Source organism: Nostoc flagelliforme FACHB-838, assembly GCF_014698065.1.
GTDB classification, from domain to species: Bacteria; Cyanobacteriota; Cyanobacteriia; order Cyanobacteriales; family Nostocaceae; genus Nostoc; species Nostoc flagelliforme_B.
In genome coordinates, this window is the sequence record NZ_JACJSI010000058.1 from 1 (window position 1) to 26,224 (window position 26,224).

18 protein-coding genes are annotated in these 26,224 nt (G+C 43.2%); 11 read left to right on the plus strand and 7 right to left on the minus strand.

The window, feature by feature from the left end:
- Positions 1-162 (minus strand): IS630 transposase-related protein (locus H6G97_RS23420; protein ID WP_190938912.1); only part of this gene is annotated, 162 nt, incomplete at its 3' end.
- Positions 163-373: 211 nt separating this feature from the next.
- Entirely contained in the window at positions 374-892 is a 519-nt protein-coding gene (gene ilvN / locus H6G97_RS23425) for an acetolactate synthase small subunit (RefSeq protein ID WP_190943036.1), read from the minus strand.
- A gap of 279 nt (positions 893-1,171) precedes the next feature.
- Between ilvN and H6G97_RS23430 the strand changes: the two genes are divergently transcribed.
- The gene (locus H6G97_RS23430) at positions 1,172-1,537 is read left to right on the plus strand and encodes a BON domain-containing protein (protein ID WP_190943037.1); all 366 of its coding nucleotides are present in this window, start codon (positions 1,172-1,174) and stop codon (positions 1,535-1,537) included.
- 74 nt (positions 1,538-1,611) lie between these two features.
- On the opposite strand, the gene H6G97_RS23435 is transcribed toward H6G97_RS23430, so the two are convergent.
- Both H6G97_RS23435 and bioU read right to left on the minus strand, forming a co-directional pair.
- Positions 1,612-2,526 carry an alpha/beta fold hydrolase gene (locus tag H6G97_RS23435; protein ID WP_190943038.1) on the minus strand — a complete coding sequence of 305 codons (915 nt, stop codon included), beginning with the start codon at positions 2,524-2,526 and terminating at the stop codon, positions 1,612-1,614.
- An 84-nt stretch (positions 2,527-2,610) separates the two neighbouring features.
- A complete protein-coding gene (gene bioU / locus H6G97_RS23440; RefSeq protein WP_190943039.1) occupies positions 2,611-3,633 on the minus strand; it encodes a (S)-8-amino-7-oxononanoate synthase BioU in 1,023 nt (340 codons plus the stop codon).
- Between the two features lie 319 nt (positions 3,634-3,952).
- Here bioU and H6G97_RS23445 point away from each other — a divergent pair, with 319 nt between their 5' ends.
- From H6G97_RS23445 to bioF, 9 genes are all read left to right on the plus strand, one after another.
- A complete protein-coding gene (locus tag H6G97_RS23445; protein WP_190943040.1) occupies positions 3,953-4,432 on the plus strand; it encodes a hypothetical protein in 480 nt (159 codons plus the stop codon).
- Between the two features lie 46 nt (positions 4,433-4,478).
- Complete coding sequence (locus H6G97_RS23450) at positions 4,479-5,084, plus strand: Uma2 family endonuclease (protein ID WP_190943041.1); 606 nt, start codon at positions 4,479-4,481, stop codon at positions 5,082-5,084.
- Between the two features lie 502 nt (positions 5,085-5,586).
- Complete coding sequence (locus tag H6G97_RS23455; RefSeq protein WP_190943042.1) at positions 5,587-7,533, plus strand: APC family permease; 1,947 nt, start codon at positions 5,587-5,589, stop codon at positions 7,531-7,533.
- 43 nt (positions 7,534-7,576) lie between these two features.
- Positions 7,577-9,874, plus strand: a complete 2,298-nt coding sequence (locus tag H6G97_RS23460; RefSeq protein ID WP_190943043.1) for an ATP-binding protein — start codon at positions 7,577-7,579, stop codon at positions 9,872-9,874.
- A complete protein-coding gene (locus H6G97_RS23465) occupies positions 9,871-10,344 on the plus strand; it encodes a response regulator (protein WP_190943044.1) in 474 nt (157 codons plus the stop codon). The genes H6G97_RS23460 and H6G97_RS23465 overlap by 4 nt, the downstream gene beginning before the upstream one ends.
- A gap of 280 nt (positions 10,345-10,624) precedes the next feature.
- Positions 10,625-14,764, plus strand: coding sequence for a PAS domain-containing protein (locus H6G97_RS23470; RefSeq protein ID WP_190943045.1), 4,140 nt, complete (start codon positions 10,625-10,627; stop codon positions 14,762-14,764).
- Positions 14,765-15,377: 613 nt separating this feature from the next.
- Positions 15,378-16,136 carry a sucrose-phosphate phosphatase gene (locus tag H6G97_RS23475; RefSeq protein ID WP_190943046.1) on the plus strand — a complete coding sequence of 253 codons (759 nt, stop codon included), beginning with the start codon at positions 15,378-15,380 and terminating at the stop codon, positions 16,134-16,136.
- Complete coding sequence (gene ruvA / locus H6G97_RS23480) at positions 16,136-16,768, plus strand: Holliday junction branch migration protein RuvA (RefSeq protein WP_190943047.1); 633 nt, start codon at positions 16,136-16,138, stop codon at positions 16,766-16,768. The genes H6G97_RS23475 and ruvA overlap by 1 nt, the downstream gene beginning before the upstream one ends.
- Before the next feature lie 87 nt (positions 16,769-16,855).
- Positions 16,856-18,022 (plus strand): 8-amino-7-oxononanoate synthase, encoded by a 1,167-nt coding sequence (gene bioF / locus H6G97_RS23485; protein ID WP_190943048.1) that lies wholly within the window; start codon positions 16,856-16,858, stop codon positions 18,020-18,022.
- Positions 18,023-18,792: 770 nt separating this feature from the next.
- Here bioF and tnpB read toward each other — a convergent pair.
- Complete coding sequence (gene tnpB, locus H6G97_RS23490; RefSeq protein WP_190943049.1) at positions 18,793-20,010, minus strand: IS200/IS605 family element RNA-guided endonuclease TnpB; 1,218 nt, start codon at positions 20,008-20,010, stop codon at positions 18,793-18,795.
- Positions 19,994-20,398 (minus strand): IS200/IS605 family transposase, encoded by a 405-nt coding sequence (gene tnpA / locus H6G97_RS23495; protein WP_190943050.1) that lies wholly within the window; start codon positions 20,396-20,398, stop codon positions 19,994-19,996. Before tnpA ends, tnpB begins: the two co-directional genes overlap by 17 nt.
- Before the next feature lie 850 nt (positions 20,399-21,248).
- Between tnpA and H6G97_RS23500 the strand changes: the two genes are divergently transcribed.
- Positions 21,249-25,514 carry a PAS domain S-box protein gene (locus tag H6G97_RS23500; protein WP_190943051.1) on the plus strand — a complete coding sequence of 1,422 codons (4,266 nt, stop codon included), beginning with the start codon at positions 21,249-21,251 and terminating at the stop codon, positions 25,512-25,514.
- Here H6G97_RS23500 and H6G97_RS23505 read toward each other — a convergent pair.
- Complete coding sequence (locus H6G97_RS23505; protein WP_190943052.1) at positions 25,500-26,090, minus strand: GNAT family N-acetyltransferase; 591 nt, start codon at positions 26,088-26,090, stop codon at positions 25,500-25,502. The two genes, H6G97_RS23500 and H6G97_RS23505, sit on opposite strands and share 15 nt — an antisense overlap.
- Between the last annotated feature and the right edge of the window lie 134 nt (positions 26,091-26,224).

Below are 26,224 nucleotides of genomic sequence, written 5' to 3' on the forward strand. Positions count from 1 at the left end.
TAATGCTTGATAATCTCCAGTGCTGGCTTTTCGTTGCAGCCATAGGTTGATTGTGTTTCGACTGATTTGAAAAACTTGCGCTGCTTCCGTTTTGTTCATCCCGTCTAACTCTATTGCCTGAATTACCTTCTGGCGTAAGTCGTAACTGTAAGGTTTTGGCATGAGCTTTCCTTGAGCTGAACGCTTCATCTGTATCTAGTTTTACTTTACTCACTAATTATACTGTTTGTCCTAACCGCCTTGGCGCTTGCTATAACTGAAAGTCCCTAATTCCTAAGCAGAAGTCATAGTAACAATTGCCACTATGATTTCTGCTGAGTTTGATTTATGTGCTTGCGGTTGAGTATTTCTGAGTCTTGATTTAAATTCCCAACTAAACCTTTGCTTCCAAAGATTTGAGTAACTCGGTATTCACCCCCGACTCACGAGTTAGGGATACTTTGCCAGTGCGGGCGATTTCTTTCAAACCAAATTTTTGCAACACCTGGACGATCGCTACCATTTTACCTGGATCTCCCACAACTTCTAAGGTGAGAGAATCTTCCGCCACGTCCACGACTCGCGCCCGGAAAATTTGAGATAGTTCGATCACTTCTGAGCGATTGCTAGTACTAGCATTCACCTTCAAAAGCATCAATTCCCTCTCTACGCAAGGAGTTTCGGTAATGTCTTGTACTTTAAGTACATTGACTAACTTATACAGTTGCTTGGTAAGTTGCTCGATGACGCGATCGTCACCAGGGACAACCATCGTAATTCGAGAGACTCCTCCTTGTTCAGCAGGGCCAACAGCAAGGCTTTCGATATTAAAGCCACGACGCGCAAATAAACCAGAAATGCGGGAAAGAACACCCGCCTCATCTTCTACAAGAACTGAAAGGGTATGTTTCATCTTCGCCAACAGAGGCTAGAGCAGGAATTGAGTAACGCAGACACTAGCTAAGGGCTACGCTAAATGTACTACCGCACTAAAAAAGTCAGTGCGACCTTTTATTGTAAACTTAAGAGCTGCACTCTTTGTATTATTTAAAAAGAATTTGGGCAAAAATCATACTGCAAGCAGGAATTTCATTGATTTCATTGAATGGATATCTTTTTGTTGGCAGATGCGGCATTTTTGTAAAGCTTTTATACTCAAATTTAATAAGCCTCTAATAGGAGAAAAAGTTATATGGGTTGGTTAAAAAGACTATTTGGAATGGAAAAACCTGAAAATGCAGAAGTAAATCCGACTGCACAGGCTGTACAACAAGCTCCTAGTGCTAATGTCGCTACTGCTACGCAATCAATACCCCCAGAACGTCTGGGATTAAGCGGAGAATACGACCAAAGTGGTTTAGCCAAGCGGGTAGCGTTGGCATTTGATCAAGATCCCCAACTTGATGATGTTAATACCCTTTGGGTGGCTCAAACAGGTAGCACTGTGGTATTGAAAGGTAAAGTTCCCAGTCAAGAAATTCTCAATAAGATGATTTCTGTGGCGCGTTCAGTGAATGGTACTACAGATGTTGACACTAACCAAGCGACGATTGGCTAAGTGCTGCTGGCGTGATCGCTCCTATTGCATAATATTTAGGGAACAACCAATGCTTGGCGATGCCTGCGGCGGGCTTAACCTACGCCAAGGCATCTCTCAATCCAATCTAAAATCGCTTGGTTGACTTGTTCTGGACATTCATCATGGGGACAATGCCCTACATCCTCCAGATTCAGTACTTCTAATTTCTGATTGTACTGGGCAAATTGACTAGCCAGAGCTGGCGGAACAAATCGGTCTTTTTGTCCCCAAATTAAAAGCATGGGAATTGTTAAGGTTGGTAATACTGTCTTGACACTGGGACTAAAATTAATTCCGATCGCAGCTTTGAACAAAGCACTAAACGCCCTCGCCGAACCCCGGTCTTGGGGAGGCCCTGCTAAAATTTCGATGAGTTCATCGGTAATCGCCTCTGGGTTAGCGTAGGCGAGACTAGCCCAGCGACGCAGCACCCCAGGACGGCGCACGAAGTTAAACACAGGTTTAAGTATCAACGGCGAAGCAACAACATTTTTAATTGCTGTGACCATTGGTCGTAGCACAGCAGGAATTGCTTCTTGTTCTAATGACGGGTCGGGTAAACTCATCATCACCATACCCCGCACCATATCGGGGTGGGTAGCAGCGGCGGCCATAGAAATTAGTGAACCGTTGGAATTGCCTATTAATATTGCTGGTTGACGGATAAATGTTTTCCAGAAATCGTAAACCTGCTCAACCCAGAGTTCAATGCTGTAATTAGCTGCGGCTTTTTCAGAAGCGCCAAAACCCAGCATATCTATGGCGTAAACTGTGTGATGCTCACCCAACACCTCTAAATTGTGTCGCCAATGACCAATGGAAGCGCCAAAGCCATGTAACAGAATTAGGGGTGTTGTCTTGTGGTCATTTTGGCTAGGGCGAATGTAAGTGTAACGGGTTTGCCAGCCGCGCCAAATCCAATCCCTTTGATTACCAACCCGTTCCTGCCAGTGTACCGTAGTGGCCACACTTACCTCCGATTCATCAGTGTTGAAATCCTATTATAAGAATTGGGGATTGGGTATTCCCAGTCCCCAGTCCTTATGTCTTATTTACCTAACAAATTGAGGCATAATTTCGGCGGCGGTGAATATTCCATAGATGCCGCGTTGGTGCAGTTGTCTACCAGCTTTGAGATAACCAAAGGCAGGCCCGCAGACATTGGCTGCCATGCTGGTTTCATCTCCCAGGGTAAAGGTATGGGTAGAAATCTTGCCTTCAAAGGTACGTCCTGTTACCTTAACATTGGTGCTAAGAGGCTTTTTGGGATTGCGGGTATCGACTACACCACCAACTGTAACGCGATCGCGCCCCACTATCCCTGCTACTTCTAACATCACATCATCTGCGTGTTCCATATTTTTTAAGGTAAGCACGCCATTAGTTTTATCTAGCAGTGCTTCTACTTCCGCGTCAGTCATCGCCCTAGCAGTTTCCACTGTGTAACCAGGCATGTGGCCGATGTCTTCCCGAACGGTGGCGCGGTAAGCTTCCCAGTTAGCAATTCCTACCCCAAAGGTAATTTCAACTTGATGAATTTCGGCGTAGCTTTGGGCGGCCAAAGCTGCGGCGGCTGTTAACAGTCCAGGCGTAGCACCACATCCTGTCATGTAGGTAATCCCGGCTGCTTGCAGTTCCTCTTTCATTGCCAGGAGTTGTTCTACAGCAGTAGTGCGTTTAATCGCATCTACTAATACCCCACGCCAACCAGATTTGATAAACTGCTTGGCAACAGTGGGAATAAAGTCATTTGGTAAGTTAGGTAAAGCTAAAAAATATCCATCTACAGGTTGAGCTATTTCGATTAAATCCTGAATACTTTGATTTGTTAATGTCCCAACTGGCTCTAAATAACCCACCGAACCTTGAGACTGATATGTTGCAATGGATGCTTGAGTATTTAAGCCGTCAGCAGCATAAGCGTAGCCTTTTTGATCTGCGGCTGCGACCAAAATCATTTCTTGTTTGCCAGCAACTACCTTAGCGGCTGCTTGTCCGAGTCCGCCAAAACCCAGTACTCCCACGCGTATAGCTGGCGAAATATTTAGAGAATTTTTGATTTGTTCAGAATTCATAGTCAATTCGTTAATTTGAATCAAAAGCCTTGAGTATTCCGCATCTCAGCTTCCAGCTTGTAACTGGTGGCTGATGGCTGATAGCTCAAAGCTATAGAGATTAATTATGATTCATTATCCTCGATTCTTTGGCTTGATATTGCAGATATTTATCTCTATGAACTGGCAACCCAGAAGATGGCTTAAGCATACTGGCTAAACTTGATGCTCTGACAGAATAGAGTTTGTAGCGCGATGATGCAAGCACTCACCAGAAGCGATCGCTTAAAGTAGTGCAGAAGTTGTTGGTATTCTGAGCATTATGAAGCGCATTCGCACTATGGTTAATATTATTACAATCACTTCATTATCTGCTTTTGTCTTTGCAAGCACCACTAGTTTATTGCTAGTGCAGACAGTCACAGCTAAACCAGTACAGACAAAAAAGCAAGTCAATCAACCAATACCATTTAACTCAAGATTACGAACATACCCTGCAAATAATAGCCTACCAGCAAGCCGCTTGATTACGATTGAACGTGTTATCAAAAAGTCTAGTAAGATGCGAATAACAGAAGCAAAGCTGACAACATACGAGGAATTTGCCGCCAAAACAGGAGAGTACAAATCATCGATTTCTAACAATCGAATGGTGTGGATAGTGACTGGTTTTGTCCAAGGTGAGTTGAGAATGGCTAAAGGTAGAAGTGTCTGTACTGATAACGCTAAACTTGTGGAATTAACGGATGCTGAAACTGGCGATTCTTTTGGTAGAAGTATTTACTGTCCTCCAAATAACCAAATAAATTTTATGCAGTAAAGTTGACTTAGAATCAAAATAACTTGTCTTCAGGAGATTGACTTTCATGACATATATCTCCCCAAAAGCTCTCACATTTGAAGATTTTCTCTCCCAATATCAAGACAATCCCCGCTATGAACTGGCAGACGGAGAACTTCTTGACATGGAACCTACTGGCCCTCACGAAACGGTGAGTGGCAAACTTGCAACCCAGATTGGCATCTACCTTGTTGCAGAACAACTCCCCTGGTTTATTCCTCGCACTTGTTTAATTTATCCCTTTGCAGATACAGCTACAACTCGTCGCCCTGATGTTATAGTTCTCGATGAAACCGTTCTCGATCGTGAACCCCTTTGGGAGCGAGAACCCGTAATTACTCTTGGACGCTCAATTAAATTGGTGGTGGAAGTCGTTAGTACCAATTGGGAAACCGACTATGCAAGGAAAGTTGAGGAATATGCGCTTTTAGGCATCCCTGAATATTGGATTGTAGATTATCGGGGATTGGGCGGTGTAGCATTTATTGGTAAACCTAAACAACCTACATTAACTATTTGTCAATTAGTTGAAGACATTTATATTCAACAACAATACCGACTAAATCAAGCAATTAATTCGCCGCTTTTACCTGGGTTACAACTTCGCTTAGATGATATTCTCCCTCGTTAAATGTAGGTGCAGAAGAAAAGCCTTATTGAACAGCCCATCGTAGCGATCGCCTGCTTTAAACCTATCACCAGAAATATGTAGATGGTTTTTCGCCTTGTTGCTCCCCATCGCCTACTTTACAACAGCAGTTTTCATGTAATTCACTAGGCAATTTCCGCGACACTCGGTCGCGCAGCGTGCTGTAGGCAAGACTCGCTAACGCTACGCTATCGGCACAATGTTTTTATATTAATAGTCTGTCCCATTAATTTTGAGGGATAAGAGAACGAACCGCAAAGGGCGCAAAGGACGCAAAGTATAAGAAGGAAAGAAGAGAAGTTGAAATTTGATTCACCTATCAGAACTAATGGGACAGACCACTAGGAGCAGCTACTATATATTTTGCAAATCGGACATGATACTTAACATACAATATATAGTGCTATGTCTTTTTAGTTCAAAATTTTAATAAACTACGAAGACTTAAAAAATCACAAAGCCGATTGCAACACAACCGTATTTGATGGCTAAATCAATTGTTTCAACAAAACGGCTCGGCGGCCAGTTAATCAACTGGTTGCTTGAAGAAGACCCACGAGAGAAAGAAGGGCCTTACCGCAAGGAAGAACCACATCGCCAACATTCTTGGTGGCAGGTGATGTGCTTGACTGGTGTAGATTATTTCTCCACCCTTGGCTATCAACCTGGGATTGCAGCACTGGCTGCGGGCGCTCTTTCTCCGATAGCTACCCTGATTCTGGTTTTGCTGACGCTCTTTGGAGCATTGCCAATCTATCGGCGCATTGCTGCCGAAAGCCCTCATGGTGAAGGGTCGATCGCAATGTTAGAGCGCTTGCTCCCTTGGTGGCAAGGCAAATTACTTGTGCTGTGCTTACTCGGCTTTGTGGCAACTGACTTTATTATTACTATTACCTTGTCGGCTGCTGATGCCACAGCCCATATCATTGAGAATCCGCTAACACCAATTTGGCTGCACAATCAAACGATCGCAATCACCCTAATATTAGTTGCATTACTTGGCGGAGTTTTCTTGAGAGGTTTCCGAGAAGCAATTGGTATTGCAGTAGTTTTGGTGGGAGCTTATTTACTGTTAAACTTTATTGTCGTTGGCGTTGGTGCGTATCACATTTTAACTCACCCACAAGCGATCGCTAACTGGCAGACTGCACTTTTTGCCCGCAATTCTAATCCTTTAATCCTCATCGGCATATCTCTTTTCATATTCCCCAAGCTAGCGCTGGGATTGTCTGGTTTTGAGACTGGTGTTACCGTTATGCCTCTAGTGAAAGGTAGCGATAACAACACTTCCCATTATCCCAAGGGACGGATTCGGAATACACGCAAGCTGCTGACCACTGCTGCTCTGATTATGAGCCTCTTTTTGCTTACCACCAGCTTTATAACCACTCTACTGATTCCAACCGCAGAATTTGCATCTGGGGGCAAAGCTAACGGACGGGCCCTTGCTTACCTGGCACATCTGCATTTGGGTGATGGCTTTGGCACAATTTACGATTTAAGTACTATTTCTATTTTGTGGTTTGCAGGCGCATCGGCAATGGCAGGGTTGCTTAATATTGTACCTCGCTACCTACCACGCTATGGCATGGCACCCAATTGGGCACGAGCAACACGTCCTTTAGTGTTGGTCTACACAGCGATCGCTTTTGTTGTGACAATTATTTTTAGAGCAAATGTGGAAGCCCAAGGTGGGGCTTACGCAACTGGTGTGCTGGTGTTAATCACCTCAGCCGCCATTGCTGTAACCTTATCAGCTCACCGTCACAGACAAAAGCGGGCAAAACTCGTCTTTGCCATCATCACACTGTTATTTTTATACACCACCATCGTCAATATCATCGAAAGACCAGAAGGGATTAGAATCGCTGGGTTCTTTATCGGCACGATCATTTTTACCTCGCTGATTTCTCGTGTTTGGCGTTCAACAGAACTACGAGCAGAGCGGATTGAAGTTGACGAACTTGCTGGTCAATTCCTTGCCGAAGAGAGCCAAGGAGTAATACGACTGATTGCAAATCGGTTGAATACGGGCGATATTTTAGAGTATTTTTTAAAAGAGAAAGAGGTACGCGAGGATAACCATATTCCCCCCAACGATCCTATTTTGTTTCTAGAAATTATGGTATCAGATGCTTCGGAATTTGCTGATATCATCAAAGTAAGAGGGGTGCAAGTTGGTGATTATCGCATCCTCCGGGCTGAGAGTGCCGCAGTACCCAATGCGATCGCAGCTTTACTACTCTATATTCGTGATCAAACAGGTAAGATTCCTCATGCTTACTTCGGTTGGGCTGAGGGAAACCCCATACAATACTTACTGCGTTTTATCTTGTTTGGTGAAGGTGACATTGCTGTAGTTACCCGTGAAGTACTCCGTAGGGCTGAAAAGAATCCGCATAAGCGTCCTGGGATTCATGTTGGAGGTTGAGATAGAGGCAACGGGGGCAGGGGAGGCAGAAGGAGAATGACAAATGACTAATGAAACGATTGATTTAACAAACTGCGATCGCGAACTGATCCACATTCCCAGTCTGATCCAACCTCACGGGATTTTACTAGTTTTGCAAGATCCCACTCTGGAAATCCTTCAGGTGAGCAGCAATACCCAGGAACTTATTGGTCGTCAACCGGAAGAATTACTGGGCAAGCCGCTATCAGATTTACTGGATGCGAAGCAGATTAAGCTGATTCAACAATGTATAGCAGAGGATTTTGAGAGCGTCAATCCTCTCAACCTGTCTATCAAACATCAAAATAAATCAATTTATTTCGATGGTATTGTCCATCGTTTAGATAATATCATTATTCTGGAATTGGAGCCGAAAAAAGCGAAGGATAAAACAGGCTTTTTTGACTTTTATAAACAAGTAAAAGGAACCATTACCCGCATTCAGAAAGCACCAACGCTGGTGGAGATGTGCCAGATTGTGGTTACAGAAATCCGGCGAATCACTGGCTTTGATCGCGTCATGGTCTATCGATTTGATCCCGAAGGAGCAGGGAGTGTCATCGCTGAAGACACCAATCAGGAAACGCCCTTTTTGGGCTTACGCTACCCAGCTTCGGATATTCCTAAGCAGGCCCGACAGCTATATACCCTCAACTGGCTGCGGCTGATTCCAGATGCCAGCTACCAGCCTGTCGCTTTAATTCCAGCGAACAATCCCTTAACAAATCAACCGCTCGATCTCAGTCTATCGGTGTTGCGGAGTGTTTCTCAAATTCATCTAGAATACTTGCAAAATATGGGCGTGACAGCCTCTATGTCTATTTCCCTGATGCACGATCAAAAGTTTTGGGGATTAATTGCCTGTCACCATTCTTCGCCTAAATATGTTCTTTACAATACCCGCACTATGTGCGAGTTCATTGGCCAAGTGATGTCTGTGGAACTGGCAAATAAAGAAGCTAGTGAAGACATTGATTATAAAAGGCAACTGAAGTCATTACAAACTGTATTTGTTGAAAGCTTGTCTCAAGCTGAGTATTTCCTGGATGGCATGGTGCAACTGAAATCTCAATTACTCAATCTGGTCAGCGCCACAGGAGTAGTAATATGCAGTGGCGATCAGTGTATTCAAGTGGGTAAAACGCCTTCGGAAGCAGAGGTTCACGCCTTACTCAATTGGATTAAACCTCACCTGCATCATAACTTGTTTGAGACGCGATCGCTCACCAAAAACTACCCTGCCGCCGAGTCATTTAAAGCGATCGCGAGTGGCCTGTTAGCCCTAGAAATTTCCAAAGTTCATCACAATTACCTTCTCTGGTTTCGTCCAGAGGTAATACAAACGGTGAATTGGGGCGGCAACCCCAATAAACCTGTAGAAGTTTTGTCAGATGGCAGTTTACGAATGTCTCCTCGCAAATCCTTCGACTTATGGCAAGAAACTGTGCAAGGGTCTGCTTTACCTTGGAAACCTTGCGAAGTTGAAGCGGTTATTGAACTGCGAAGCCTAGTTGTGGGTGTTGTGTTGCGGCAGGCAGACAAACTGGCATCGATGAATTTTGAATTACAACGGAGTAACGCAGAACTTGATTCTTTTGCTTACGTTGCCTCCCATGATCTAAAAGAACCGTTGCGGGGCATTCACAACTATGCAAACTTCTTAATGGAAGACTATGCAGATATACTAGATGACGATGGAATTGCGAAACTGCAAACCCTGGTGCGGCTGACACAGCGAATGGAAGACCTGATCAACTCACTTCTCCATTTCTCTCGGTTGGGACGCGCCGAACTGATCCGGCAACCAGTGAATCTAAATGAGTTAGTGCCGCAGGTAATCGCCACCTTGAACATTGCTAGGCCACAGAGTGAAGTTGAGTTCCGCATTCCTCAACCCCTGAAGATTGTTCAAGGCGATCGCGCTCAGATTAATGAACTCTTCAGCAACCTGATCAGCAATGCCATTAAGTACAATGATAAACCGGAAAAATGGGTAGAAATTGGTTGCATTGAATCAGGGTCTAGGAATTGGGAAGTCAACCAAATGCCAAAAGAATTTCTTCCTCAATCCTCAGTACCCAGTACCCAGTCCTTCTATGTTCGTGATAACGGCATTGGCATCCCCCAAGAACATCTTGACAAAATCTTTCAAATATTCCGCCGCTTACATGGACGAGACGACTTTGGCGGTGGAACTGGGGTAGGGTTAACCATTGCCCGTAAAATTGTCGAACGTCACGGTGGTAGAATTTGGGTGGAATCTACTCCAACTCAAGGCAGTACCTTTTATTTCACCCTGTCGGCGGAGGCAAACAGATGACTCTAACTTCAGCCTTCCCCATGCAGCAAACGCCACTGCTTTTAGTTGTCGAGGATAGTAATGAAGACTTTGAGGCATTACAAAGATTTCTAGGGCGCTCTGCCATTGCGATCGCTATTCATCGGTGTGTGAATGGCGAACAAGCGTTAGCGTTTCTTTATCGCACTGACAGCTATGTGAAGCGCGAAAGTTTGCCCCGTCCCGGTTTGATTGTGCTTGACTTGAACCTACCAGGAACCGATGGACGAGAAGTGTTACGCCGGATTAAACAAGACGACAAGTTAAAGATGATTCCGGTGGTAGTGTTTACTACCTCTAATAATCCCAAAGATATTGAAGTCTGCTATCGATACGGTGTCAACAGCTACATTGTTAAGCCAATCAATTTTGCTCAATTGAAACGAAATATTCAGATGCTGGTGGAATATTGGTTTGAAGTGACGAGACTGCCTGATTGCCCAGAGGATTAGACTTCTTGTAGAAGTCGGGTAAAGGGGAAGGGGGAACTAAAGGTACAAACCTCACCTGCAAGTGGCGTGAAAGCTCCCTTGCTCCTTTTCCCCGTTGGTTGAAACCTCACCCACAAGTGGCGTGATTTGTCCCTTCTGCTCCCTGCTCCCTGCTCCCTGCTCTCTGCCCTGTGGTAAAATCCTGACGTAGAAAATGATTCTAGGACTGTTTATAAAATAGATTTATGTGTGATAACCTGCCAAATGTGGGGTTTAACTCTATCCCCTCCATTAATTCACGATGTCTCAGCAACAGCGCACCCTTTTAATTGTCGATGATTCCCCAGAAGATCGAGAACTCTATCGGCGGTATTTGCTGCGCGATCGCGAATATTCTTATACTTTCTTGGAAGCAACTCTAGGACGGCAAGGACTAGAACTTTGGCAGCAACATCAGCCTGATGTTATCTTACTTGATTATCGACTCCCCGATCTAGACGGGCTGGAATTTCTCGCACAATTGCAACCCCTAAGCCAACGGATATCTCTACCTGTAATTGTTGTAACGGGGCAAGGCAATGAGGCGATCGCAGTTCAGGCAATGAAAGCGGGCGCACAAGATTATCTTGTCAAAGAGCAAATTAGCCCAGAAGGGCTGCAAATAGCAGTCAATGGGGCAATTGAAACAGTACGGCTACGTACCCAACTACAACAGCGTATTGAAAGAGATTCTGTAATCTCATATATTACTCAGCAAATTCATAAATCGCTGAATTTGGATGAAATTCTCCAGACAACCGTAGCTGAAGTACGGCGGTTTCTCCACACCGATCGCGTCTTGGTTTTTCAGTTAAATCTTGACGGGGATGGCACAGTAGTAGCAGAATCGGTTGGGGCAGAATGGCGATCGCTTCTTCCCTCCACTATCCACGATCCCTGCCAAGCTGGAAACTCCATCGCCTCAAATCTACCGCAACTTGTCAGAAACGATCCCACTTTTATCAAGAATTATATCGAACGCTATTATCAGGGGCAAGTAGTGGCAGTAGCAGATATTCATGACAGCAGTCTTGACCCATGCCACGGTGAATTATTGGCATTTCAAGTCAAAGCTCATCTGGTTGTACCAATTCTGCAAGATAACCAGTTTTGGGGATTGCTAATTGCTCATAATTGCACCTCTCCTCGATTTTGGCAGCCCTTAGAAATTGACTTGCTCAAAGAGTTAGCAACTCAGATGAGTATCGCCTTGCGACAGGCACAACTGTATCAACAGGCACAGCGTGAACTAAAGGAACGTCAACAGGTAGAAGCAGAACTACGCCAGAGCGAAGAACAACTGCGATTGGCACTGTTAGCCTCTCGGATGGCAACGTGGAACTGGAACATCCAGACAGGAAAAATTACCTGGTCAAATAACCTAGAAGCCTTATTTGGGCTGCAAGCAGGAGAGTTTGACGGCTCATTCGAGATGTTTGCCGCTCGATTGCACCTTGACGATCGCGATCGCGTGCTGGCAGCTGTAGATCGCGCTGTCGCCACTGGAGAAGACTATAACATTGAATTTCGGGTGGCATATCCCAACGGCACAATTAGGTGGGCACACAGCCAAGGCAAGGTGTTCTATGACCACCAGGGGCAACCGATGCAGATGGCTGGTAATGATATAGATATCACCGAACGCAAAAGGTCAGCCGAAGCTTTGCGCGAGAGTGAAGAGCGTTTCCGGCAGATCGCAGAAAATATTGATGCAGTATTCTGGATCAGAGAGGTGCGAGAAAATCGAGTCAGCTATGTCAGTCCTGCATACAAACACTTGTGGGGATTCAACCCAGAGGAATTGTATCAAGGAGAACAATCATGGATTGATCGTATTCACCCAGAAGATCGAGAATTGACCCAGAAAGCGTTTCATGAAAAAGCTGTCGGCGGTGAATTTGATCAAGAATATCGAATTATTTTAGCCGATGGTAGTATTCGCTGGGTTCACGATCGCTGTTTTCCGCTTCGAGATGAAACAGGAGAGATTTATCGGTTTGCTGGGATTGCCGAAGACATTAGCGAGCGCAAACGCTATCTTGCAGCCTTGGAAAAAAGCGAAGAACGCTTCCGCACTTCGGTTGAAAATATGCTGGACTGCTTTGGCATCTACCAGGCTGTGCGGAATGAGCAGGGACAGATTGTCGATTTTCGGACTGAATATGTAAATGATGCTGCCTGCCTCAATAATCAAGTGACTCGTGGGCAGCAGATAGGGCGCGGGTTATGTGAATTACTACCGGTACATCGTGACAGTGGTTTGTTTGATGAGTACTGTCAAGTAGTAGAAACAGGTCAGGCGCTGATTAAAGATAGTCTAGTTTATGAAGATGAATACGGACAACAACGCTTAGTTAGAGCGTTTGATATCCGCGTAGCTAAATTTGGAGATGGATTTGTTGCTACCTGGCGAGATATTACCGCTCGCCAACAAACAGAAGTCGCCCTGCGCCAGAGTGAAGAATTTAAAAATCGCATTTTAGATAGCAGTTCTGACTGCATCCAAGTATTAAACCTTGATGGGCGGCTCCTGTATATGAATACAGGTGGAATGTGTTTGATGGAAATTGACGACTTGGATTCCTATCTCAATACTGAATGGCTCTGTTTTTGGGAAAGCAACTATCGGCAACAGGCAGAGCAAGCACTCGCTGCCGCTAAAATAGGCGAAATCAGCATTTTTCGCGGATACTGCCCAACCGTAAAAGGTACTCCCAAATGGTGGGAAGTGGTCGTTAGCCCGATTTTGGATGCTTCCGGGGAGATGGAACGAATCTTGTTGATTTCACGAGACATCACCGATCGCAAACAGGTAGAGGAGGCATTACGCCAAAGCGAGGAACGCTATCGCTGCTTGGCAGAATTAATCCCCCAATTAGTCTGGACAGTTAACCCAGAAGGAGCGTTACTTGATGCCAATCAACGTTGGTTGGAATACACCGGGTTAACGCCAGAACAAGCTCAGACAATGGGTTGGAAAGAGGTTGTCCATCCAGAAGACATACTGATTATGGCTCAACAGTGGAGCGAGGCAGTACAACACAGTACTTCTTATCAAGCCGAAGGTCGGATACGGCGGGCAGATGGTGTATATCGCTGGCATCTACACCAAGCAATTCCCCAAAAGGATGAGCAAGGTGAAATTGTCAAATGGTTTGGCAGTGCAACTGATATCGAAGCGCAAAAACAACTGGAGGCTGAACGCGATCGCCTATTTCAGTTAGAGCAAGCCGCGCGGACTGAAGCAGAACGCGCCAATCGCATCAAAGATGAGTTTCTTGCCATTCTCTCTCACGAATTGCGATCGCCTCTCAACCCGATTCTCGGCTGGACAAAACTGCTGCAAACCCGCAAATTTAATGAAACCAAAACAGCCGAAGCCTTAGCCATCATCGAACGCAACGCTAAACTGCAAACTCAACTGATTGATGACTTGCTCGATGTCGCCAAGATTCTGCGGGGTAAACTCAGCATCAATGCCGCTCCTGTGAATCTGGCATTTGTGATTGAATCTGCAATTGACACAGTAAGTACAACAGCTGTTGCTAAATCAATTCTGTTGCATCCGGTACTGCCAAATATTGGGCAAGTCTCTGGAGATTCTAACCGCCTGCAACAGATCGTTTGGAATTTACTTTCTAATGCTATCAAGTTTACTCCTAAAGGCGGACGGGTAGAAATTCGATTAGAACGAGTTGGGGATCAGGCACAAATTATCGTCAGTGACACTGGCAAAGGTATTAACCCTGACTTTCTCCCCTATATTTTTGAATCATTTCGTCAGGAAGATGTTTCAGTTACTCGCAAGTTTGGCGGATTAGGATTAGGGTTGGCGATCGTCCGCCAGCTGGTTGAGGCTCACGGGGGCGCTATCACAGCTGATAGTCCTGGCGAAGGGTTGGGAGCCACTTTTACAGTCCAGTTGCCACTGCTGAATGTTCAACCGGAAATTAAGGAGACAAATGAGTTGTCAGAACAAGCACTCGAACTCACGGGGATTCGAGTACTCACAGTCGATGATGACCCTGATGCCCGTGAGCTATTAACAGTATTACTTACTGAATACGGAGCGCAAGTTTTGACTGTTACTTCTGCGGCAGAAGTGTTGGCAAACCTAGAGTCCTTCCAACCCGATGTGTTAGTCAGTGATATTGGGATGCCCGAAGTTGATGGTTATTCCTTGATCCAACAAATCCGCACTTTAACCCCCGAAAAAGGCGGACACATTCCTGCGATCGCTTTGACTGCTTATGCCAGAGTTGATGATTACGAGCGAGCCATAAGCAGTGGCTATCAACTGCGCGTTACCAAGCCCCTTGAGCCAGAAGAGTTAGTTCAAGCTGTGGTGGCACTGGCACACAATAAACTAAATGATACCATTCCTCAAAATGATTCGGTTTAACCCTTTTTAACGCGTCTTGCCTTAGCCAAACAGTATTACCACCTCTCTACATTGTTTTTCGATGTTAAGTCTCTGTAGACATCGCTCAAATTTAAACATTAGTTGTCAAAATTTGAGCGTTTGTAGCTAATGTTCTTCCATGTATAAGAAACGCTTAAGCATTTGTTGCAAAGGTATAATTAGTTGCTGCAAATGCTTAATACTTTGCAACAAATGCTCTTCCATGTATAAGAAACGCTTAAGCATTTGTTGCAAAGGTATAATTAGTTGCTGCAAATGCTTAATGCTTTGCAGCTAATGCTCTTCCATGTATAAGAAACGTTTAAGCATTTGCAACAATCATTGTAATGAACTTATAAATCTATTTATCGCCTCTTTGCGATTAGCGGCGCGTCATCAAAAAACCTTATCCGAACCGTATTGAGTAGGGGCGCAAGACCTTGCGCCCCTATAGCAGTCCTAAATCAGTCGTGAACAATAAGATCCCCGACTTCTTAAAGAAGTCGGGGATCTGAATCTCTCTTCACTAAACCAAACTACATTATGTTTTCTTTAGATAAGTGCAAAAAGGACATAAACTTTTTGATGTAAAACGAAGCATTAAAAAGTGGTTATGGCTAAATTTCTTTTTGTAACCGACCTAGATGACACCCTCGTACATCGCACCGTGGGCGATGACAGCGCTTTGCCAGAACTCAATCAACTGCTGAGTCAACATCGCCAAAAATTCGGTACGAAAATCGTTTATTCTACCGGGCGATCGCCTGTACTTTATAAAGAACTCCAAACTCAAAAAAATCTTTTGCAACCAGATGCCGTCGTCTTGTCTGTGGGTACAGAAATTTACCTTGATGATACCGATACTGCTGACTCAGGTTGGTCAGAAATCCTCTCTCCGGGATGGGATCGGGAAGCTGTATTATCTATTACTAAAAAATACCGTGGGTTAGTTCGACAACCAGATTCAGAACAGCGTCCCTTCAAAGTGAGTTTTTTCTTAGAACAAGAAGCCTCTGTAAACCTTCTCTCACAACTTGAAGCAGAGTTGCAGAAATATAAATTAAATGTAAAGTTAATCTACAGTAGCGGGATTGACCTTGACATTGTACCCCATAGCAGCGATAAAGGTCAGGCAATGCAGTTTTTACGCCAGAAGTGGAAATTTGCAGCAGAACAAACAGTTGTCTGTGGTGATTCAGGTAATGATATTGCTTTATTTGCTGTAGGCAACGAACGGGGAATCATTGTGGGAAATGCCCGAAAAGAGTTACTCCAATGGCACAATGAGCATCCCGCCGAACACCGCTACCTGGCAAAAGGTTTTTGTGCAGGTGGAATTATCGAAGGCTTAAATTATTTTGGTCTCTTGTAATGATTAGTTATTTAAAAGGTATAGTCGCTGGTATCCAAACAATTGGCGCTAATCGCGTGATTCTGACTCTGGAAGTGAATGGCTTGGGGTATGATTTGCAAGTTCCCCAACGCCTAGCAAACCAGTTACCAGAGTCGGGAGGAGTAACGCAAATTTTTACCCATCTCCAAATTCGTGAAGAAGTACCCTTTCTTTATGGCTTTGCTTCACCAGCCGAACGCGATTTATTTCGCCACTTGCTGACTGTCACAGGTATTGGTGCAGCCTTAGCGATCGCACTCCTAGACACTCTGGAACTACCAGAGTTAGTCCAAGCAATTATCGCTGGCAACACACAAATATTAATTCAGGCTCCCGGTGTCGGTAAAAAAATCGCTGAACGCATCTGTTTGGAACTGAAAAGCAAATTGGTCGAGTGGCGCAAATCAGCCGGGTTCTTTGTCGCCACAGGCGGCCCAGCACCAGGAATTCTCGAAGAAGTGCAAATGACCCTCTTCGCCTTGGGATACACTGCCCATGAGGTCAGTCACGCCCTACATGTGGTCAGCGAAGACATCGGACTACCCAAAGATGCTTATGTGGAAGATTGGATTAAACAAGCGATCGCTCATCTCAGTAGCGAACAAGTTTAATTGTCATTAGTCATTAGTCATTGGTCATTTGTTATTGGTCATTTGTCATTAGTTATTTCTTATTTTCCCCCTGCCCCCTGCCTCCCCATGCCCACAGACCCTTATGCCTGGCTAGAACATTCCTTAGCAACAATTCATCGGGCAGACTGGTATCGTTCGGTACAACCTATCAATGGTCGTCCGGGTGCAACAGTGGTTTTAGCTGGGCAAGAGGTAATTAATTTTGCCAGCAATGACTATTTAGGACTTGCGGGAGATCAGCGATTAATTGCGGCGGCGATCACTGCGATCGCTGAATTTGGCACTGGTAGCACTGGTTCTAGATTACTCAGTGGGCATCGAAGATTACACAGGGAATTAGAGGAGGCGATCGCATCTACCAAACAAACAGAAGATGCCTTGATATTTAGTTCTGGGTATCTAGCCAATTTAGGGGCAATTACCGCTCTTGTTGGTAAGCGTGATTTAATTTTGTCTGACCAATACAATCATTCCAGCCTAAAAAATGGGGCAATTCTTAGCGGTGCAGCATTTGTAGAATACCCGCACTGCGATATTGCAGTCTTAAAAACTCAGTTGAGTCAACAGCGGCAAAACTACCGACGCTGTTTGATTCTTACTGATACTGTCTTCAGCATGGATGGCGATTTATGTCCGTTGCCAACGCTGTTGGATCTCGCTGATGAATTTAACTGTATGCTGCTAGTCGATGAAGCTCATGCCACTGGGGTATTAGGAAAAACTGGCGCTGGATGTGTTGAACATTTTGGATGTACAGGAAAGCAATTAATCCAAGTTGGCACCTTGAGTAAAGCTTTGGGTAGTTTAGGTGGGTATGTGGCAGCAAGTAGCGTTCTAATTGACTTCTTGCGGAACCGCGCACCCACTTGGATTTACACCACTGGGCTTTCACCAGCGGACACAGCAGCAGCCTTAGCAGCAATCAAAATAGTGCAACAAGAACCACAACGCCGTGCTAGTTTGTGGCAAAATGTACGTTACTTGAAAAATTTGCTCCAACAACAGTTACCTAATTTAAAATTACTGCCTTCGGAATCACCTATATTATGTTTTCAATTGCCAAGTGCTACAGATGCCCTGAAAGCTGGAAAACAGCTAAGAAATGCTGGCATTTTTGCCCCAGCAATTCGTCCTCCCACAGTACCTACAAGTCGGATTAGAATATCTTTAATGGCAACTCATGAAGCAGTGCAGATTGAGAAATTGGTAGCAGTGCTAAAGGATATCTGTTAACTCGTGAAACAATTTTAGTTAGATTCACTCCAGCGTTAAAAGTCTGTCCTCTGAGGATGGAAAAGCTGAAGATGGCGGGGATATTGAGTGAAAATCTAGGCTTTCAGTATTTGCAAGAATGTTAACGTCTCGACCAATATTTCTTTCCCGTTGGTGAATTTAATGAATTCTTGCCCATTGTTGTAAATGACATCAGCAACTAGCCGATTACGCACATCATACCCCCACTTGGAGGCTGTGCCATTCCACTACCTTTGCCCCAGTGATTATAATATGGGTAGTTCCATAGATTAGAGTTTATTATTTATTAATAGTAGTGTACAAACTATTGCACCAAGCATATAAACCATAGACGTGCTGGCATCTTTTAAAAATAGAATATAAAACATCGACAACACTACAAAAATAAACACCGTTATTTTCAACATAAAACCTAACAATTTCAACCATAACTTACGAAAAAATACATCAAAAAGCTATCTCACGTTTTTTGAAATTGTTGCTTGCAGAAAAATATTTCAATTTCTAATAGCATTTAATACTTGAGCATGGCGAAATTATTAAGTCACTATTTCTAATATATTTCTCAAGTGATTGTTTGTTTGATTGTAATTATGACAGTTTTTTTTGTGGTAGTAACTAACCTAGACAAAAGTACCTATACCAAGTATTTTTGGAAAAAAAACTGTTTCACAAATATGAGCCAATTTTATTGACTTTGCTAAAAAGCTATGGTTTTTGCTCTATAAGGAGATTGAACCTCACACGACTCAAAGTCGCGTGATTCCTGCTTCAACGAGCTCTGCCTGAATTGCTCCAGGTCTTACAAGTTCTCCACAGGCGTTTAGAGCCTCCGGGACACCCACGGCGGCTGTTAAAATTTTCAACCCCTCACTCAAAATATTTAGACTCGCGTTTACGTCTCTCAAGTTGTAGTTATCACAACTAGGGCAAGACCATTCACGCAACTTTAAATCCTTGACTAGTGGATTAATAAAACCACAATGATTACAAGTCTGAGATGAGGGATAAAACGTACCAACTTTCTGCACAATTCTGTCATGCCACAAAGCTTTATATTCCAACATAGCGACAAATTTTGACCAACTAGCATCTGTTATACTCGACGCTAGCTTGTGGTTCTTCACCATATTGGCAACTTGCAAATTTTCGATACAGATAATACTGTTTTCTTTGATTAAGCGAGTTGACAGTTTATGCAGAAAGTCATCTCTGAGATTGGTGATGCGTTGGTAAGTACGAGCTAGCTTGATTTTCGCTTTAGCTCTATTGTTACTACCTTTGACACTACGAGATAGTTTTTTATGGTATGAGCGTAACTTCCTTTTTTGAATTCGATAATATTTGGGATTATCTACAACTTCACCATCAATTGTAACGAGATAAGATTTTATGCCTAAGTCTATCCCAATATTTTGACTAACTTGAGGGTGTTTCTCTATCTCTGTTTCACACAAAATACTAGCAATATATTTGCCTGATAAAGTGCGAGTTACGGTAACGTTTACAATCGTTCCAATAACATCTTGAGATTTATGAAATCTTACCCATCCACACTTTGGAAGCTTTAAACGATTTTTTATTACCTGAATGTTGCCGTTAGTCAGATTAGTTTTGTAAGACTGCTTACACCCATGTTTCTTTTTGAATTTAGGAAAACCTACACCCTTTTTACCTTTAGCTTTTTTTAAATCAGCAAAAAAGTTTTTATACGCTGTCTCTAAATTCCTGAGTGAGTTTTGCAAAGTAAACTTATCTACCTCTTGCAGCCATTCGATTTCTTTCTTGAGTAAAGTTAGTCGCTGACTACAGGCGTTATAGGTTAACGTTTTTTTCTCAGTCTGGTATAGCTCTTGCTTTAATGCTAGAAAGTGGTTATATACAAACTTTGCACAACCAATACTCTTATTAATCAAGATTTCTTGTTTGTGGTTAGGAATGAGTGTAACTTTAAACGCTTTCTGCATTTTGGTTTTCTATGTACTTTTTTACTTGCGCTTCTGTGTTTTCACTAACTGTTGAAACAAAATAATTAGGGTTCCAAAAATGACCTTCCCATAGCTTTTTCTTGAGTTGGGGAAACTTTAAAAATAGTTTCCTAGCCGATATTCCTTTTAGCATTTTGACTATGTTTGGGATGGTGTGCTGAGGTGTTGCAGACACTAAAACATGAACATGGTCTTCTACTACCTCAAGGCTCTCGATTTTAAATTTGTAGAGAATCGCCGTCTCAGTTAGAACCTCTTTCAGGAACTCGGCTATTTCATCTTTTAACACTTTATGTCTATACTTAACACACCATACGATACGATATTCAATTGCATAAACGTACCCTGTGCCGTGTTTTACTTCCATACCTCATCTTACCATGTGCATGACCATAGTAAGAAAAAACATGGAAATATGGAGCGTCTAACTCATGACTTCTAGTCATGAGTGTGCGGCTTGAAGAAATCAAATTCTTAATTTTGAATAAAGTCGAGTTAAGGGTCTGGCAGAAAAGGTTTATCTTCTTCTCTAAGTACACCCGTAGGGGCACAGCATGTTCCCTACACCTTGCGATATAATTTTGTACCGCATCTGAATGGGAACCGCTATATTCGAGCAAGCAATTGTGTCACTTGCTCATAAATATGCCGTCTTTAGCATTATTTCTTGATGAATGGCGAGTTATATCATGTTCGGCAAATCACTTATAATATGTCATTGCGAATGCAACGAAGTGGAATGAAGCAATCGCAAAGGTTTGGGATTGCCGCGCTACGCTCGCAATGACATAAGTATTAAGTCGAACATGATATTACACGCATATTTTTGCACCTGACAAGAGTTCTAAATAGTGCCGAAAGTAACATCCTGTTTTTGAGCCGTCACTAGTATCCTACGGTTATCCCTGTAACCGTTTCCATAAAAAATCCCCACTTCTGGCATAACGTGATTCTGTATTTAATTCCGCACTGCTTTTTCAATCCTTGCAAGATTTGTGAGCTTTTCTTTTGACGATTAGAGAGTATCTTTAATATTTTCTATACAATCAACAATAATTTTTTTTGACCATACTATATTGTCGAGTAATTCGCTTCTAGCAATAGAGGTTTTTAGAACTGAATAAAAATCTATCCGTGGATAAGTTACCAAAATTTACAAACTAGCTTAGGGTATGTAGAGCCTCTGCAATAAGTATTGCTTATTCCAAAACATTTTCATGCCCCATACTCTTTATTCCCAATTAGCGCGTTACAGCATTGTTGTATTAATTGTCGCCCTTGCGTTAGTGCTAATGCTGATGCTAGACCCTTGGTTAAGGATGGGTGGAACTCCTTTCCTGCTATTTTTTAGCGCTGTAATGGTGAGTGGTTGGTATGGTGGCTTGAAGTCAGGGCTGTTAGCAACTTCGTTGTCTGCATTACTGAGCAATTACTTCTTTCTCCCTCCAGCTTATGAGCTAAGTTTTGATCTATCAAATTCTGCGCGAATTGGGTTATTTGCATTACAGGGATTGCTCTTCAGTATCTTATGTGAGGCATTAAAGACTGCTAAAAAGCGGGCTGATGAAAATCTACAGAAGCTAAGAGTTGGTGAGGAGCGATTTCGATTAGCGTTAAGTAGTTCAGATATCGTGATTTTTCAGCAGGATCGCGATTTGCGATATCAGTGGATTCATAATCTTCAAGGTCTAAATATTGCTGAGGAATTGTTAGGTAAGTCCGATTATGAATTCTTTCCAGCCTTAGTAGCAGAGCAATTGAGCGCAATTAAGCTAAAGGTAATAGAGACTGGTATTGCAACCCGTGAAGAGGTTTATCTAACAATTTGTGGAGAAGACCGTTACTATGATTTGCTAGTTGAACCACTAAGGGATGTAAATAATAGGATTCATGGTATCACCTGTGTAGGTGTAAATATTACACAGCGCAAGCAAGCTGAAGAAAGATTCCGTTATATTGCTCAAGTTAGTAGTTTACTCTCTACTTCCCTAGATTATGAACAAACCTTAGAACAGATCGCCAAAATCTCAGTTCCCCAGTTGGCTGATTGGTGTTGCGTTGATATTTTAAATGAAGATGGTTCCATTCGTCGCTTACCTATTGCCCATGCAGACCCATCAAAAGCGGAGTTGGCGCGTAAACTTCAGCACTATGGAACAGATTGCAAGGGTGCAAATGCAATTAATAAAGTATTGCAAACGGGGCAAAGCGAATTAATCTCAGAGGTATCTGACTCGCTATTAGTAACAAGTACTCAAAATCAGGAACACTTAGAGCTTTTTCGGCAATTGGGGATGAAGTCTTTGATGATTGTGCCCCTAATCGCCCAAGGACAAGTTCTCGGCTGCATTAGCTTTGTTACCGCCGAATCAGACCGTCGCTACGATCGCTCTGACTTAACTTTAGCAACAGATATTACCCATCGTGCTGCCTTAGCAGTGGAAAATGCCCGACTGTATCGAGATATCCAACAAGCTTTAATCCATTATGCCGAATCTCTATCTCTTCTAGATTCCCTGCTTGAAGCTGCTCCTGTTGCCGTGTGCTTTTTAGATGGGGAACTGCGATATATCCGAATTAATCAAGTTTTCGCTGATATTAACGGTTTGACCATCGAAGAACATCTAGGACGCAAATTTAGCGAAGTTTTGCCAGCGATGGCGGCTGAGTTTGAGATACAGTTACAGCGCGTGTTAGATACTGGAGAACCCCAGCTAAATGTAGAAATTAGCGGTGAGACAAGAGGACAAATCAAAAGTTACGGTTACTGGCTGGGCAACTATTACCCAGTCAAAAACGCAATGGGTGAAACGGTAGGAATTGGGATTATTTTGGCAGATGTGACCGCAGCCAAGCAAACAGAAGTAGCCTTGCGGGAAAGTGAAGAAAGGTTCCGAGCAATGTTCAATCAGGCAGCTGTGGGCATTGCTTTAGTAGCCTTGGATGGACAATTTCTGCAAATTAATCCGGCTCTATGCGAAATTACTGGCTATAGCCATGAAGAGTTAATTCAAATGAACTTCCCGGAAATTACCCACCGTGACGACTTAGAAGTTGATTGGGAAAATACTCGGCGAGTTTTGGCGCGAGAAATTAGTGGTTATTCCCTAGAAAAACGCTACATCCGCAAAGATGGTTCTATAGTTTGGGTAAACTTAACTTCATCACCAGTTTGGGATGTTAACGGACAACCAAAGTACGCATTGGGCATTATTGAGGATATTAGCGATCGCAAACGAGTTGAAGCGACCCAAAACTTTTTAGTCGAAGCCAGCACCTTACTAGCTGCGTCCTTAGATTATGAAATTGCCTTAGAAAATGTGGCAAATTTGGCAGTTCCTACCTTAGCTGACTGGTGTATTGTAGATGTTTTCCAGCAAGATTGGTCAAGTAAACAAATTGCGATCGCAATTGCCGACCCCACAAAACTAATTATATTAGACGAAATTCGACTGTGTTATCGACCTAATACCAGAGCCAAAAAGCTTGTGCAACAGCTACAGCTAGGAATATCTATCTTTTATCCCGAATTATTTGACTTTCATCTTGCACAGATGGCTGAAGACGACGAACATCTGCAATTGCTGCAAAGTCTGGGTATTCGTTCTCTAATGGTGATTCCAGTTCGTTCTCGTGGGCAATTATTTGGAGCAATCTCCTTTTTTACAGCCGAGTCGGGACGGTATTACCAACAAACAGATTTGGCTTTAGCAGAAGATATTGCTCGTCGGGCGGCGATAGCCATCGACAACGCTAGACTGTATCAAGAAACTCAACAGGCAAAACAGGCAGCAGAAAGGTCTATCAATCGCATCATCCTTTTACAAAAAATAACTGCTGCTCTCTCGGAAGCGCTAACTCCCCAACAAGTGGCTGATGTGGTTGTAAATCAAGGGATTTCCGCCTTGGGAGCTACTGGTGGTTCCGTTGTCTTAATTGACCAACTCGGTATTGACCTAAAAATTGTGCAAGCAGTTGGCTATCCCCAATCGCTCATAGATACCTGGACAAATTTTCCCATCACAGCACCTAACCAAATAGCGGAAACAGTCAGAACTAGGCAGCCGATTTATATAGAAAATTTAGCAGCCATGATTGCCAGATATCCGAACTTAGCAGATGTTGTGACTATTACAGGCAATAATGCCTGGGCTTCCATTCCCTTAATCGCAGAAAGCAAAGTAATTGGGGCATTGGGATTAAGTTTTACCACTGCCCAAATATTTGATGAAGAAGATCAGGGATTTATGTTGACATTGGGACAACAGTGTGGTCAAGCGATCGCTCGCGCTCAACTTTACGAAGCTGAAAAAACTGCCAGGGCACAAGCCGAGACAGCCAACCGAATTAAGGATGAATTTCTCGCTGTACTTTCCCATGAACTCAGAACACCTTTGAATCCGATTTTAGGGTGGGCAAAGTTACTCAGAACCCGCAAGTTCGACGAAGCCACTAAAATCCGGGCATTGGAAACAATCGAGCGTAATGCCAAGTTACAAACCCAATTGATTGGAGATTTACTTGATGTTTCGCGGATTTTACAAGCAAAGGTCAGGTTAAATCTCTATGCAGTGGATTTGAAAGTAGCGATCGCCGCTGCATTAGAAACGGTGCGTTTAGCAGCAGAAGCTAAATCAATTCAAATTCAAACAGTGTTAAGTAATGATATCGGCAAAGTTCTCGGCGATAGCGATCGCTTGCAACAAGTGATGTGGAATCTCCTTTCCAATGCCGTTAAATTCACACCCACAGATGGACAAGTAGAAGTACGTCTAGAGCAAGTTGGCTTAAATGCCCAAATTCAGGTGATTGATACAGGTAAAGGAATCAACCCGGAATTTTTGCCTTACGTCTTTGATTACTTCCGGCAAGCAGATGCTAAGACAACCAGAGTATTTGGCGGACTGGGATTAGGACTGGCAATTGTCCGCCATCTAGTAGAACTTCATGGTGGTACAGTTCAGGCAGATAGTCCAGGAGAAGGACAAGGGGCTACCTTTACAGTCAGCATACCTTTGCTGAAAAATTCTGAACGAATAAGTAGTGGTGAAGCTTCTCAACCAGAAATCAGTACTGACAACACATTACTTGCAGGAGTGCAAATACTGCTTGTAGACGATCAAGCTGATGTGCGAGAGTTTTTTAGCTTTGCGCTAGAACAATATGGCGCAACTGTGACAGCAGTTGAATCAGCAAATGAAGCGCTGAAAACATTAGTGCAATTAAAGCCAGATATTCTCTTAAGCGATATTGGAATGCCAATCATGGATGGCTATATGTTGCTGCGCGAGATCAGAAAATTACCGCCAGAGAAAGGCGGGCAAATTCCGGCAATCGCTTTGACAGCTTATGCCGGAGAAATTAATTATAACCAAGCAATGGCAGCCGGATTTCAAAAACACCTACCCAAACCCGTCGATCCGGTAGATTTAGCTACAGCGATCGTTAATCTCATTGGTAACGTTAACTCAGGAACTATGTAAATTAGAGGAGTTATAATTTTTTTGCTCTATTGCCATGAGCCAAGAATCTAAATATTCTCCTTCATGGAGTTCATGTGCAGGCAATAGCTTTACCTTAACAAAACCGCATTTCTCATAGCAACGGATAGCGCGAGGATTGCCAACGTGCGGATCTATGACAATTTTATGAGCTTGTCGCTGTTCAAATAGATAATTGATAACTGCTGAAAGAATTTTTGTACCAATTCCCTTGTTCCAATAGTCGGTTTCGCCAATGAACAAGTCAATGCCATAGACACGATCGGTTTGGTCAAGATGATACAATTGTCTATCAGTTTCCGATAAGTCATTGAGCTTACAATACTGCAAATAACCAATGGGAATATTTTCATAGGAGAACAAACACGCAACAACAGGCTCATCTCCCTTGATCATAGGTTTGTAGGTTTCTATGATTCTTTCTAAAGGGAAAGGATTATCTCTTCCTTCATAAAATTCTAAAACTTGGGCATCAGTTAACCATTTTGCCATCAACTCATAATCATAGTTATCATCTTGCATTAGACGAATAGATATTTCGCCTTTTTGAATATGCATAACAAGTTGTTAAAAATGTTTATTCTCTGGCATGAGTTGTGAAAAAAGAAGGGAAATTCCATCTCTGCGTCATGAGAATGAAATTCCCCTTAAACCTTTATAATACCCCTAACATCAGATAGTTATCCACAGAT

What these genes read in the sequence shown, in the direction of transcription:
- H6G97_RS23500 (WP_190943051.1), top strand. Translation starts at nt 21,249, where the DNA reads ATGCCCCATACTCTTTATTCCCAATTAGCGCGTTACAGCATTGTTGTA.
- H6G97_RS23445 (WP_190943040.1), top strand. Translation starts at nt 3,953, where the DNA reads ATGGTTAATATTATTACAATCACTTCATTATCTGCTTTTGTCTTTGCA.
- bioF (WP_190943048.1), top strand. Translation starts at nt 16,856, where the DNA reads ATGCCCACAGACCCTTATGCCTGGCTAGAACATTCCTTAGCAACAATT.
- tnpA (WP_190943050.1), bottom strand. Translation starts at nt 20,398, where the DNA reads ATGGAAGTAAAACACGGCACAGGGTACGTTTATGCAATTGAATATCGT.
- H6G97_RS23465 (WP_190943044.1), top strand. Translation starts at nt 9,871, where the DNA reads ATGACTCTAACTTCAGCCTTCCCCATGCAGCAAACGCCACTGCTTTTA.
- ruvA (WP_190943047.1), top strand. Translation starts at nt 16,136, where the DNA reads ATGATTAGTTATTTAAAAGGTATAGTCGCTGGTATCCAAACAATTGGC.
- ilvN (WP_190943036.1), bottom strand. Translation starts at nt 892, where the DNA reads ATGAAACATACCCTTTCAGTTCTTGTAGAAGATGAGGCGGGTGTTCTT.
- H6G97_RS23455 (WP_190943042.1), top strand. Translation starts at nt 5,587, where the DNA reads ATGGCTAAATCAATTGTTTCAACAAAACGGCTCGGCGGCCAGTTAATC.
- H6G97_RS23470 (WP_190943045.1), top strand. Translation starts at nt 10,625, where the DNA reads ATGTCTCAGCAACAGCGCACCCTTTTAATTGTCGATGATTCCCCAGAA.
- H6G97_RS23475 (WP_190943046.1), top strand. Translation starts at nt 15,378, where the DNA reads ATGGCTAAATTTCTTTTTGTAACCGACCTAGATGACACCCTCGTACAT.
- H6G97_RS23505 (WP_190943052.1), bottom strand. Translation starts at nt 26,090, where the DNA reads ATGCATATTCAAAAAGGCGAAATATCTATTCGTCTAATGCAAGATGAT.
- tnpB (WP_190943049.1), bottom strand. Translation starts at nt 20,010, where the DNA reads ATGCAGAAAGCGTTTAAAGTTACACTCATTCCTAACCACAAACAAGAA.
- H6G97_RS23450 (WP_190943041.1), top strand. Translation starts at nt 4,479, where the DNA reads ATGACATATATCTCCCCAAAAGCTCTCACATTTGAAGATTTTCTCTCC.
- bioU (WP_190943039.1), bottom strand. Translation starts at nt 3,633, where the DNA reads ATGAATTCTGAACAAATCAAAAATTCTCTAAATATTTCGCCAGCTATA.
- H6G97_RS23460 (WP_190943043.1), top strand. Translation starts at nt 7,577, where the DNA reads ATGACTAATGAAACGATTGATTTAACAAACTGCGATCGCGAACTGATC.
- H6G97_RS23430 (WP_190943037.1), top strand. Translation starts at nt 1,172, where the DNA reads ATGGGTTGGTTAAAAAGACTATTTGGAATGGAAAAACCTGAAAATGCA.